Genomic DNA, 12,194 nt, shown 5'->3' with positions numbered 1-12,194 from the left:
TTGCCAGGATGTAGATGATGAAGTCACTGGCCCATGCGCTGAAGATGAAGCACCGGCGCATCCAGTTCGCCCTCGACCTGTTGCCGGCTGACGCGGCCGGCAGCGAAGCCCACCATCAGGTCACCGAGAGCAAGGATTTTCCCCTGCTCGCAGCACCGGAGGCAGGCGTGGGGAAGAGACCCGACCCCGGTTGTCCCGGCTGAAAGACAGGCAATGAGTTGCGGGCGGCATGATGCCCTTCCCGGAACAGGCCTGCTCACCACCACGGATAGCGGTGCCGCCGGGGTTGCCCTTGCCCAGGCGGGCTGGGAGAAGCTTCGTGCTTCCCAGGGGAGAACGGTCGATGCCCGACCCCGCGCGCCAGCCAGTGCCCGATCCTCCTGCCCTCCAGCCGCTTTCCACGGCCGCCGGGCAGGAGGATGTCGCCCGCGAGATGCCGCTCACCCTCTGCGCGGCGATCCTGCTGCTGTTCGCCTTCGTGATCCGTGCTCCGGTCTTCGGCAATCCCGCCCTGGGTGTGGACGAGACCTTCTACCTCCTGGTCGGCGACCGTCTGTTGCACGGCGCGTTGCCGTTCGTCGATTTGTGGGATCGCAAGCCTGTCGGGCTCTTCCTGATCTATGCTGCCATCCGCCTGCTCGGGGGAGAGGGCGTCTACCAGTATCAGGTGGTCGCGACGCTCTTCGCCGCGGCGACGGCCGGCATGATCGCTGCGGTGGCGGCGAGTTTCGCGACGCGCGCCGGGGCACTCTGTTCCGGACTGGTCTACCTGGCCTTCCTCGGCGCCTTTGAGGGTGTGGGCGGTCAGTCCCCGGTCTTCTACAACCTGTTCGTCGTTCTGGCGGCGTGGCTGACGCTGCGCGCGGGTCGCCGTTCCCCAGCCGCGCGGCTCACCCTGGGCTGTACCGCCATGCTGCTCGCGGGCGTGGCCATCCAGACGAAGTACACGGCAGTGTTCGAGGGGATGTTTCTCGGCTGCGTCCTGCTCTGGCAGGGCTGGCGCGCCGGGATCCGCCCCACCGTGCTCATGCTCCATGGAGCCGCCTGGATCGCATGCGGCCTGCTGCCCACCGTGGCGGCCCTGGCCTTCTACCTGCTGCGAGGCCAGGGTGAGGCCTTCCTCCACGCGAATTTCCTGTCGGTCTTCGAGCGCAGCACCTTCGGCGAGGGCTCAAGCCTGTTGCGTCTGGGGTCGATCCTCCTCCTGCTCGCGCCGCTGCTGCTGGCCGCGGCTCTGAGCCGCTATCCCAGGCGACTGATCCGGCCCGGGAGTGGCCGGGATGCCGTGGCGGCACAGGATTTCGTGACGGCGTGGTCGCTGGCGGCCCTCGCCGGCTTTCTGGCCTTCGGGACCTACTACTCACACTACGCGCTGCCACTGCTCGTCCCGCTCTCGGCCATGGCCGCTCCGGCGTTCGGCACGTGCTGGAGGACCGGCCTGAAGCTGGGCCGCGCGGCCTGGACGCCGCGCCTGCCAGCGGCCCTGCCCGTGATCCTGTTCGGACTGGTCGCGAGCTTCGTCCTCGTCACGAAGCACATCCGGCAACGCGGCGACGGTACCGAGATCCAAAGGATCGTGCCCTTCATCCAGCCCCGGCTGAAGGGTTGCCTCTACGTCTTCGATGGGGAGCCGGTGCTGTACCACCTGACGGGCAGTTGCATCCCGACCCGCTACGCCTTCCCGAGCCACCTCAGCGACCGGAAGGAGGCAGGCGCCATCGGGGTCGATCAGGTCACCGAGATCCATCGGATCTTCGCGACACATCCGGGCATGGTGGTGACCTGGGAAGGGATGCAGCCCCGCAGCAATGCGGAAAGCCTGGCGGCCGTGGAGGATGAACTGGCCCGGCACTATCGGAAAGTGCTGGAGGTTCCCGTGGGCCGGCACAGGCGGCAGATCTACCAGCGCCTGCCCGATGGCGAGGCCGATACCCCAGGCGCTATGCGCTGAACGGGTCGAGGGGCGCGGCAGTCACAGCCCCCATCCGCCTGCGCTGCCGTGCTTCAACAGGCAGCCCGCCTCATTCTCCCTCAGGCGCGGATGGATGCCGGAAGGGATCGCGCAGCCAGCCGCCGCCCGGGCCGGGAATCAGCTTGAGGCGCGGATCGCCGGCGGTGGCGATGAGGCGGGCCAGACTGCCGGCGCCGCCATAGGCCGAACTCCGTAGCAGCGATCCCAGGCGCGCCTGCAGGCGCTTGCCCAGGGCCGGCAGGTGAAGCGGGGCAGGGGACTGGGAAAGCTCCTCCAGCACCAGCGAAAGGATGGCCTCTCGCGCCGCGGCAGGGTCCGAGGCCGCATCCGGCATGTCCCGTATCGGCGCTGGCACTTTCCCTCCGGGCATCGGGGGACCGGCCTGCGGGGCAGGGGGATCGCGCCGCTCCGGCGCCCAGCCCAGGGCCTGCCCGATAAAGACCTCGCTGCCGACCACCTCGTCGGCGGCGGCGCGGTAGGCCTCGGCGGCATTGCCGACCGCGACCACGGTGGTCCGCCGGTCATGCGCGCGCAGGCGTTGCAGCACCGGTGTGAAGTCGGCATCGCTCGACACCAGCACGAACTCGTCGAAGCGCGTCGCATGGCTGAGGGCGTCCAGCACGTCCATGACCAGCACGATATCGGCGCTGGTCTTGCCGCCACGGGTCAGCGGAGGGCAGTCGGTGATCTGGAAACCCGCGCGCACGAGCTTGTCGCGGAAACTGCCGAAGAACACGCGCTCGCCATCGGGCAGGACCAGGGAGCCGACCGGGTTGAGGTAGCAGCGCCGCACCAGGATTCGGCGCTGCACGGCGCGATCCGTCCCGCCACGCCCCGGCTGCGGTGCGTCGCGCTGCGCGATCCAGTCGAGCCAGTGCCCGGGTTCTGCGACGAAGATCTCGGCGGCTTCGGGTGCCTGCAGGCACAAGGCGCTGAAGACATTGTCGAAATCGACAAAGAGCGCGACCCGCCGTTCCATGTTCTCTGTCCTGCCGGATGGGGTCATTCGCTGATGGGTCGCGAGAGACGGCTCTGGGCGGTGTGGATGTTGGCGATCCGCATGGGGGCTCCGGCAACGTTCCTTCCTTCATGGACCGGACCAGGTCCAGTTCATAGAGACCGGAGGGTGTGATGTGTCCTGCCCTCGGAGGCCGCGAGAATGCCCCGGCCCGCCACTCGCCCGCGCATATGGGCCTGGGGGCTGCATCCCATATCGGTGCGGAAAGCATAGACGAAGGCTGCGGCCGAGCCATAGCCGAGTTCCATGGCGGTCTGTGTCACGCCCATTCCGCCGCCCAGCAGTTCGATCGCCTTGAAGACCCGCAGGCGCCGCCGCCACGACCGCAGACTCATACCCAGCTCCGCCTCGAAACGCCGCGCCAGGGTCCGCGCCGAGATCCCGGTTGCCCGCCCCCACTCCTCCGGGCCACGGGGATCGGACGGATCGGCGTAGAGAGCCTCGCACACGATCGCCAGGGGCCCCTCGCGCGGCCATGGGAGGGCGCCGAAGAGGGATGGTGCGCGTCGGAGCTGATCGAGGATCAGGCCCGCGACGCGGCCCGCATAGCCGTCACGGTCATCAGATCCCTCGATCTCGGCCGCCTCGACGATCAATGCCTTCAGAAGCGGCTTGACGGCGATGACAGTGGGAGTCTCCGGCAGACCAGCGCCGGCCTCGTCGGCGATCCAGAGGCTGCGGAATTCCGCTCCGAGCAACGAACCCACCCGGTGCGGCAGGCCGGTCGGGAGCCAGACCGCCTGCTCAGGCGAGATCGCGAAGGATCGCCCCTCCACGGCCACGGTCAGCACCCCGGAGATGGCATAGACCAGTTGGTTCCAGCCATGGGCGTGTTCCGGGAAGAAGTGACGCGCCGGAATGGACTGAGCACGCACCGTCATCGGCTTCGGGGCGGGCAGGCCGGGCGGTGCGGTGACCGTCCCCCAGATCATGATCCTCCTCCGGATTTGGCTGTTAATATACATGAAATGGCTGAACATCGAAATACAGACAAGGCGAGGCGGGCTAGTATCCGGCGAGGGATGGTGCCCTCTGGGCCGCCGCCCATGCCTTGACCTGTTTCCAGATGGGAGGAGCCTCGCCATAGCCCGCCTCGACCACCGCGGCCTGCCGCTCTCGACCACTTCAGACCGCGCGGCCGGGCGCTACCGGGAGGGGGTCGACCTCCTTCTCTCGGCTTGGCCGGGCGCGGCGGAGGTCCTGGAGGAGGCGGCCGCGGCCGATCCCGACTTCGCCCTCGCCCATGCGGCTCGCGCCCGCCTGCACGCGATACGCGCCGAGCCTGTGCAGGCCAAGGCCCGGATCGCGAAGGCGGCGGAGATCGTCAACCGGCATGGCACCGAGCGTGAGCGGAACCATGTCGAGATCCTCGCCCTGGCGATCCACGGCCACTCCGCCAGGGCACTGGAGCGGGCGATCGCGCATGTCGATGCCTGGCCTCGGGACGTCCTGATCTTCTCCCTGCTCCTGGGTGCCTTCGGGCTCCTCGCCTTCTCCGGCAGGGCCGACCACGATCAGGCGCGGGTGGATCTGTGCGAGCACCATGCCGCCCATTTCGCGGCCGATGACTGGTGGTTCCTCACCTATCGCGGCTGGTCCCATGCCGAGAACGGCGCGGTCGAGCATGGCCGCGACCTGACCCAGCGCGCCTATGGCCTCCGCAGCAACAATGCCAACGCGGTCCACGCGCTTTCGCACGCCATGTTCGAGGGCGGTGCCGGAGAGGAAGCGGACAGGCTGATCGCCGACTGGCTGCCGGGCTACGAACGCTCCGGCATCCTGCACGGCCATATCGCCTGGCACGCGGCCCTCGCCGCCCTGGAACATGGGGACACGGACCGGGCACTCGCGATCTATGGCGAGCATGTCCAGCCGTCGGTCTCGGCCGGCATGCCGATCAACGTGGTCAGCGACACCGCCTCCTTCCTGTGGCGGCTGCAGGCCTATGGCCATGAGGTGCCGGCGGGGCTGTGGCAGGCGGCCACCTCCTATGCCGCTCCAGCCTTTCCCAGGGCTGGATTCGCCTTCGCCGATATCCACATGGCACTTCTTGCAGCAGGCACCGGCGACAGGACCGCGGTCGAACAGCGCGTCACGGCACTGATGACGCTGATCGAGGCCGGAGCCTTGGCCGCCGGGCCGGTGGTGCCCGCGATCTGCCGTGCCGCTCTCGCCTTCGCGGAGGAAGATTACGCGGCCTGTGCCCGCCTCCTGGAACCTGTCGCGGCCGAGGTCGTGCGTGTCGGGGGCAGTGGCGCCCAGCGCGAGATCGTGGAAGACATGCTCCTCCTGTCCCTGATGCGCAGTGGAGAGGCCGAAAAGGCTCGTCGGCTCCTCGACCGCCGCCTGCATCGCCGCCCGTCGCCGCGTGACGCGCTGGAAAAGCCTTCTCACGGCCTGAGAGACATCATGACGCACGCCAACGCCGGCACTCTGGTGAAACAGTCTTCCGACCCGACCTACAGGCACGAGCGCGGCAACGTCCTGCGGCTGGCCATCGCCCAGGCGCTCGCCGGGGCGAACGCGACGGTCGTGTACGCAACGGGCGCCATCGTCGGCAACATGCTCGCGCCGGACAAGACGCTGGCGACCCTGCCCATTTCCGTCTTCGTGGTGGGGATGGCCGCCTGTACCCTGCCTGCCGGCCTCGTCGCCCAGCGTCACGGGCGCCGCGCCGCCTTCCTGGCGGGAACGGGATGCGGCATGCTCGCGGGCCTGCTCGCTGCCCTGGCCGTCGTCCTGGCGTCCTTCTGGCTGTTCTGCGTGGCAACCTTTCTCGCCGGTGCCTATGCCGCCGTGGTGCTGTCCTTCCGCTTCGCGGCCGCGGACTGCGCGCCGCCGGAACGGCGCCCGCGCGCCTTGTCAGCCGTCATGGCGGGCGGGGTCTTCGCCGGGGTCATCGGCCCGCAACTCGTCACCTACACCATGGATCTGTGGCTGCCCTACATGTTCGCGGCCAGCTTCGTCGCCCAGGCGGCGGTGGCGGCCGTGTCCGCCCTCGTCCTGCTCGGCATCCGGCTCCCCATGCCCAGCGTGGCGGAAACCGGCCGTGGCCGCCCTCTCGGAGTGATCGCGCGCCAGCCGCGCTTCATCACTGCCGTGATCTGCGGCGTCGTGTCCTATCTGCTCATGAACTTCCTCATGACCGCGGCCCCCCTGGCCATGCGGCTGTGTGGCCTGTCGCAGGAGGCGGCGAATCTCGGCCTGCAATGGCATGTGATCGCGATGTACGGTCCGAGCTTCTTCACCGGGCGCCTGATCACCCGCTTCGGGGCATCCCGCGTCGTGATGACGGGGCTGGCGTTGACCGCCGCCTCCGCCATAGTGGGGCTCCTGGGCGTGGACATCACGCATTTCTGGCTCACCCTGATCCTGCTCGGCCTCGGCTGGAATTTCGGCTTCGTGGGCGCGTCGGCCATGGTGCTCGAGTGCCACCGCCCGGAGGAAAGGGCACGGGTGCAGTCGCTCAATGATTTCCTGGTGTTCGGGACCATGACCTTCGGGTCCTTCCTGTCCGGCAGCCTCTTGGCGAATTATGGCTGGAACACGGTTCTCTGGCTGTCCTTCGCGCCCCTCGCCGTGGCCGTCGGTGCCCTGGCCGTCGCGGCGGCATCCCGCCCAAGGCCGGTGGCCGGGTAAGCCGGCCACCGATCATCCGTGCTGCTGTCCATTCCGGACAGCAGCACCAGCGGGCCGGGCCCTCTACCCTTCCACTTCAGAGTGCGTCACTGCTGCCGCCAGGCCGGGACGGAAACAGCGGTGACATCGATCCTGTCGCGGAGCCCTTTGCTGAACACCTCGACGGGGCAGGCGTCTTCCTTCAGGCTGTCCCGGCAGAAATCCGGCACCGCAACATGGCGCGACGGCTGGTTCTTGCCATCCAGCACCTGGGCACCGCGGATCTGGTCCGGCGTCTGCGCCAGGAACAGGCTGCGCACATAATGCTTGCCATCCTTCCCGCGCAGGAGCTCGAAGCTCAGACCACCCCCGGGCGGCGTCTCATCCTCCAGATAGCCATCGACGCTCCAATGCGCACCGAGCAGTGTGCCAAGTTCGGCAATCTGCGTATCGCTGCCCACGAACAGGACCAGCTTCGCCGGCGGCGGCCCCATATCGCTGTCATCCCGCTTGATGCCGCCCCCCTGTTCCAGCGCAAGGGCGATCTGGCGGGCAATGTTCGAGGCGCCATGTCGTGCGATGTAGGGCACGCCCTCCATGTAGCGGTACTTCAGCAGCCGGATGGCGGAAAGGCGGATCACATCCTCCCGTGTCGCGACCTGTCCCCAGCCCAGTTGGTCCGCCGGCATTCCCTCGAGATATTCCAGCAGCATGACCTGCGCGATGGTGGAGCCGACATTCAGCGGGCCCTTGAAATCGACATTCCCGTCATTGCTCGACGTCGCGATGCTCCAGGGCAGATCGCCGAACTGGCATGGCTTGGCCTTGTCCGGGCAGAGCGTGGCGGAGCAGCAATCCAGAACCGCCTGGAGCGGCGGCAGAAGCGCAGCGAGTTCGGCACGCGGCCGGTCGAAACTGCCGCCCATCTTCTCCATGATCGTAGCGCGTGCGGTGGCCGGATTCATGCGGCCGGTCTCGGTCTGCCGGGCCGTGAAGAGGGGATCATGGCCCTTGCCCGGCGCCACCCCGACCGTCAGGTCACAGCCCGGGAACATGGCGGCCAGCATGGCCTTGCCCGTGTCGATGGTGCGCTGATACCCGCGATTGGCCCAGGCGAAGACGCTGGCCTTGTCCGGACAACCCTGCGCCGGAAGCAGCCCGGCCTCCGCGTAATAGCCTCGTTCCCACTGCCCGAGCCGCGCAATGGCCTCAGCCCCGTGTGGCGTGAGCTGCCCATCGGCGACCGGCCAACTCGGCCAGGCCTTCTGTGTGTAATGCTTCAGTTCCTCGGATTCGGTCGGCGGGCGGACCCCATGCCGCATCAGGGTCACGGCCTTCTCCATGACCATTTCCTCGGCCTTGGCCATTTGCGGCATGGCCGCGAGTCCGGCCCACAAGGCCGCGGCGACGAAGCCTCGTTTTCCCCACATGTTTCCCTCCCGTTTCTTGCGATCCGTCTCAGGCAGGATGGCAGGCTGCCTGATCTCAACTCCCCTGCTGCGGCAGGAGACTGGTCCCCAGCATCCGGGCCAGGGACGCGCCGATCTCCGGCGTGGCGGCCAGCACCAGATTCCCCTGGGTCAAACCGCTCCCAGCCAGGAAATCGTTGGTCACGCCCCCGGCCTCCTGCACCAGGAGAAGGCCGGCGAGCACGTCCCAGGCATTGATATGAAGTTCCGCATAGGCATCGTTCAGCCCAGCGGCGACATCCGCCATGCCGAGCGCTCCCGAGCCGTGACGCCGGAACTCATAATTCGCCTCGGTCAACTGGGCGAGGAAACCACCATAGGAGGCGAGGCTCCTCCGCGCCGACCACCCGACCTCCACCAGCGGCGCGGCGCCATGAGACAGATGGCTGACACTCAGACGTTTCCCGTTGAGGAAAGCACCATGCCCGCGCCGCGCTGTGAAAAGGCGGTCCTCCCCCGGCTGGTGAATCACGCCCAGTTCGACCTGCCCCGCGCGGAGATAGGCAAGCGAGATGCACCAGCGCGGACCGCCATGGATGTAGTTGGCTGTGCCGTCGATCGGGTCCACCACCCAGACGCTGTCGGAAGCCTCCCCGCCATCCTCCTCGCCGATCATGCTGTCGCCGAAGGCCGCAGTGAGGCGGGCGCGCAGCATCTCCTCCACCGCATGATCTGCGGCAGTGCAGAAATCGATCGGATTCTTCGTCTCGACCGGCCCCAGTTTCGCCCGCATGTCCTGCGCGATCGCGCCGGCCTCGCGCGCGAGTTCCATGGCCGCTTCCAGGCGGCGGGCGATTCCGTCCGTCATGCCGGCACCACCACCGCACCGGCGGGGTCGATCCGAACCGCCACACTGGAACCCTCCGGGATCACCGCGGCGCAATCCGATGTCTTGACCAGAAGCTCCGCCCCAGAGCCATCCAGCACCACCTCGTATTCCATATGCTCCCCCAGATAGGCCGCCTTGCGCAGATGTCCCGGCAACTCGCCGCTTCCGGCCGTGCCGGGGCGCAGGGCCACGCTCTGCGGACGGACGGCCAGCAAGGCGCCGCCATCCGGCAAATTCCGATGCGGCAAGGCAAGCGCCAGCGAACCCAGGCTGACCTCCGCCAGCGCCTCGTCACGACGCAGAACCGTCACCGGAAGGAGGTTCGCATTGCCGATGAAGTCGGCGATAAAGCGGCTGTTCGGGCGCTCATACAGGTCGCGCGGATCGCCATCCTGGACGATGACACCACCGCGCATGACGATGATCCGGTCGGAGACGGCCAGGGCCTCCTCCTGATCGTGGGTCACATAGACGACGGTCAGGCCCAGCGATTGCTGCAGGTCCCGGATATCGGCCCGCACGCGCCGGCGCAGCTTGGCGTCGAGGTTGGACAGGGGTTCGTCGAAGAGCAGCACCTTCGGCTTCAGGACAATGGCGCGGGCCACCGCCACCCGCTGCTGCTGCCCGCCGGACAGTTCGGAAGGCAGCCGGTTCTCGAACCCCGAGAGGCCGACGGCCAGCAGCTTGTCCGCCGCCTGCGCCTCGGCTTCGGCACGGCGCATGCCGGAGGCACGCAGGCCGTAGCAGACATTCTCCATCACCGTCATGTGCGGGAAAAGCGCGTAGGACTGGAACACCATGGAAACGTCGCGTTCCGCGGCGGAGAGATGGGTCACATCCTGGCCGTCGATCAGGATGCGACCCTCCGACGGGTGCTCCAGCCCCGCCATCAGCCGGAGGGTGCTGGTCTTGCCGCAACCGGACGGCCCCAGCAACGTCACCAGGCTTCCGGGCGCGATGGCGAAGTCAGCCGCCTGGACCGCCGTGACCGGTCCATATCGCTTGACGACCCCCCGGAACTCCAGGGCCGGATGTCCGCTCATCTTCTCGATCCCGTGGCTGGGTTGGTCGCGTCGGATCTGGTTCACGCTCATGCTCCTGCCACTGCGGGCCGTGCCGGGGCGGCTGCCTCCGCAGCCTTGCGCCGCCCGATGCGGCGCTCACCCACCAGCGCCTGAATGGCCATCAGTGCGGCGACCATGATGACGATCAGCACCGCGGAATAGACGATGGCGATGCCGTACTCCCCGAACTCCGCGCGTCCGACGATGTAGACCGTGGCCAGGTTGTATTCGCCGCTGACCAGGAAGATCACCGCACTGACCGAGGTGATCGCCCGCACGAAGGCATAGACCATGGAGGTGGCCACGGCCGGCCGGAGGATCGGCAGGATGACCCGCCACAAGGTCGAGGCCGAGCGCGCGCCGAGCGTCAACGAGGCCTCGTCCAGCGACCGGTCCACCTGGCTCAGATTGGCGATGCTGGCCCGGATGCCCACCGGCATGTTCCGGAACACGAAGGCCACCACCATGATCAGCGCCGTGCCGGTGAGCTCCAGCGGCGGGACATTGAAGGCCAGGATATAGCTGATGCCGATCACCGTTCCGGGGATGGCGAAGCTCATCATGGTCAGGAACTCGAAGACTCCCCGCCCGGCGAAGTTCTGCCGGTTGAGCAGGTAGCCCGTCAGGATGCCCAGCGCCGCGGTTAGCGGCATGGCCAACAGGGCCACCATCAGCGTCGTGAGCAGCGAGTTCCAGGCCGAGCCGGCGAGGAACCATCCGGCCGCACCGTGCTGGATGGCGAAGGCGGTCAGGAAGTGCTGCAAGGTGAAGCTGTTGTCGTTCCCGATTGCCTTCACGAAGCCGCCGAGCAGGATGATGGCATAGACGGCCGCCGTCAGCAGGACCCAGGGCATCACGATGGCCAGGCACAGGCGCCGCAGCCCCGTGGGGAGTTGCAGGGGCAGCCCGGCATCGCCCTTGCCGGAAAGGGTCACATAGGAACGTCGGCCGATCCAGAAGCGCTGCAACAGAAAGGCGGACAGGGTGAAGACCAGAAGGACGATCGCCAGCACCGCCGCCTGTCCCTGGTCGTGCGAGGCACCGACCACGGCGAAGTAGATGGAGGTGGAGAGGACCCGGAAATTGCCGCCGATCATGATCGGATTGCCAAAATCCGCGAGGCTCTCGATGAAGGCGATCAGAAAGGCATTGGCGAGGCCCGGTCGGATCAGTGGCCAGGTGACATGGCGGAAGGTGCGCCAGCGCCCCGAGCGCAGCGTCTGCGAGGCCTCCTCCATGCTGGGGCTCACGCCCTGCAGAACGCCCTGGAGCACCAGGAAGGAAATCGGCGTGAAGGCCAGGAGCTGCGCGATGGTCAGCCCCGGCATGCCATAGATCCAGCGGGAACGCGGCAGGTCGAACCAGTCCTGCAACAGGTTGGAGACCATGCCGGCACGGCCGAAAAGCAGGATCAGCGCCAGGCCGATCACGAAGGGCGGGGTGATGACCGGCAACACGGACATGATGCGCAGCAGGCGCGGGAAGGGAAAGCGCGTGCGGGTCGCGACCAGGGCGAAGGCCAAGCCCAGCAGGGTGCTGAGCACGCCGACCACGATACCCTGGGCCAGCGAGTTCCACGCGACACCACAACTGCGGCCGCCCGCCAGGCAATCCAGGCTCCAGATGGATTCATCCGTGATCTTCCGGGCGAAGAGCAGCAGGTCCATATGCCCGTCATTGTCCTGGAAGGCAGAGGTCAGGATGGACAGGACCGGGTAGCCGACGAAGACCAGGATGGAACCGCAGACGAGGCCGATCGCGCCGACGGTGAAGACCTCACCCTTGCACCAGCCCTGCCACGCAAGCCCGTAGGCCAGGAGCATCATGGTGGCCACGGCATAGAGCAACGCACCCCAGCCCAGTGCCGGCTGGCTCGCGCTCCCTTCCAGCAGCGCGGACAGCCCGCCCAAATGCAGGCCGTGCTGCCGTAGGCCGAAGGCCTCAAGAACCAGCCAGGCCAGACCGGCAAGGCCCGCCATCACCAGGATCTTCGGCGCCCGCTGCCAGATGCCCCAGGCAGCCAGCAGCATGGGCAAGAACAGGGGCCACAGCCAGATACGGCCATTCAGCACGGCCTCCGCCACGGCCGGGAGCGAACTCCAGCGGCCCCCGAACAGGCCGTCTTCCAGGCCATACCAGGGCAGGAGGAACAGGGCGGCGGCCGAAGCCACCAGCCACCATACGGCGCCGCGACGCGACGCTCCCATCGGCGCCTTTCGCATGA

At 67.8% G+C, this 12,194-nt stretch carries 9 protein-coding genes; 3 read left to right on the top strand and 6 right to left on the bottom strand.

All coding sequences use genetic code 11. The annotated features are described in order from the left end of the window. Window positions 1-17: 17 nt before the first annotated feature. Entirely contained in the window at window positions 18-203 is a 186-nt protein-coding gene (locus tag MVG78_RS19805) for an AAA family ATPase (RefSeq protein WP_247560927.1), read from the top strand. Between the two features lie 140 nt (window positions 204-343). Continuing rightward, a complete protein-coding gene (locus MVG78_RS19800) occupies window positions 344-1,951 on the top strand; it encodes an ArnT family glycosyltransferase (protein WP_247560925.1) in 1,608 nt (535 codons plus the stop codon). A gap of 70 nt (window positions 1,952-2,021) precedes the next feature. Here MVG78_RS19800 and MVG78_RS19795 read toward each other — a convergent pair whose 3' ends face one another. After that, window positions 2,022-2,951, bottom strand: coding sequence for an NYN domain-containing protein (locus MVG78_RS19795; RefSeq protein ID WP_247560923.1), 930 nt, complete (start codon window positions 2,949-2,951; stop codon window positions 2,022-2,024). Between the two features lie 131 nt (window positions 2,952-3,082). Next, the gene (locus tag MVG78_RS19790) at window positions 3,083-3,922 is read right to left on the bottom strand and encodes an AraC family transcriptional regulator (RefSeq protein WP_247560921.1); all 840 of its coding nucleotides are present in this window, start codon (window positions 3,920-3,922) and stop codon (window positions 3,083-3,085) included. Here MVG78_RS19790 and MVG78_RS21840 point away from each other — a divergent pair. Beyond that, a complete protein-coding gene (locus MVG78_RS21840; protein ID WP_345892905.1) occupies window positions 3,921-6,629 on the top strand; it encodes an MFS transporter in 2,709 nt (902 codons plus the stop codon). The two genes, MVG78_RS19790 and MVG78_RS21840, sit on opposite strands and share 2 nt — an antisense overlap. An 86-nt stretch (window positions 6,630-6,715) precedes the next feature. Here the strand turns inward: MVG78_RS21840 and MVG78_RS19780 are convergent, their stop codons facing one another. From MVG78_RS19780 to MVG78_RS19765, 4 genes are all read right to left on the bottom strand, one after another. After that, entirely contained in the window at window positions 6,716-7,951 is a 1,236-nt protein-coding gene (locus MVG78_RS19780; protein WP_247560919.1) for a histidine-type phosphatase, read from the bottom strand. A gap of 142 nt (window positions 7,952-8,093) precedes the next feature. Continuing rightward, entirely contained in the window at window positions 8,094-8,885 is a 792-nt protein-coding gene (locus MVG78_RS19775) for an inositol monophosphatase family protein (RefSeq protein ID WP_247560917.1), read from the bottom strand. Further along, complete coding sequence (locus MVG78_RS19770) at window positions 8,882-9,949, bottom strand: ABC transporter ATP-binding protein (RefSeq protein ID WP_247561103.1); 1,068 nt, start codon at window positions 9,947-9,949, stop codon at window positions 8,882-8,884. Before MVG78_RS19770 ends, MVG78_RS19775 begins: the two co-directional genes overlap by 4 nt. A gap of 47 nt (window positions 9,950-9,996) precedes the next feature. After that, window positions 9,997-12,177 (bottom strand): ABC transporter permease, encoded by a 2,181-nt coding sequence (locus MVG78_RS19765; RefSeq protein WP_247560915.1) that lies wholly within the window; start codon window positions 12,175-12,177, stop codon window positions 9,997-9,999. Window positions 12,178-12,194: the final 17 nt, after the last annotated feature.

The organism is Roseomonas gilardii subsp. gilardii (genome assembly GCF_023078375.1).
Lineage (GTDB): Bacteria > Pseudomonadota > Alphaproteobacteria > Acetobacterales > Acetobacteraceae > Roseomonas > Roseomonas gilardii.
This window is presented reverse-complemented; position numbering and strand designations above follow the sequence as displayed.

Coding starts and splice junctions, on each gene's coding strand:
- MVG78_RS19775 (WP_247560917.1), bottom strand. CDS start 8,885: ATGACGGACGGAATCGCCCGCCGCCTGGAAGCGGCCATGGAACTCGCG.
- MVG78_RS21840 (WP_345892905.1), top strand. CDS start 3,921: ATGATCCTCCTCCGGATTTGGCTGTTAATATACATGAAATGGCTGAAC.
- MVG78_RS19795 (WP_247560923.1), bottom strand. CDS start 2,951: ATGGAACGGCGGGTCGCGCTCTTTGTCGATTTCGACAATGTCTTCAGC.
- MVG78_RS19780 (WP_247560919.1), bottom strand. CDS start 7,951: ATGGAGAAGGCCGTGACCCTGATGCGGCATGGGGTCCGCCCGCCGACC.
- MVG78_RS19790 (WP_247560921.1), bottom strand. CDS start 3,922: ATGATCTGGGGGACGGTCACCGCACCGCCCGGCCTGCCCGCCCCGAAG.
- MVG78_RS19805 (WP_247560927.1), top strand. CDS start 18: ATGAAGTCACTGGCCCATGCGCTGAAGATGAAGCACCGGCGCATCCAG.
- MVG78_RS19770 (WP_247561103.1), bottom strand. CDS start 9,949: ATGAGCGGACATCCGGCCCTGGAGTTCCGGGGGGTCGTCAAGCGATAT.
- MVG78_RS19765 (WP_247560915.1), bottom strand. CDS start 12,177: ATGGGAGCGTCGCGTCGCGGCGCCGTATGGTGGCTGGTGGCTTCGGCC.
- MVG78_RS19800 (WP_247560925.1), top strand. CDS start 344: ATGCCCGACCCCGCGCGCCAGCCAGTGCCCGATCCTCCTGCCCTCCAG.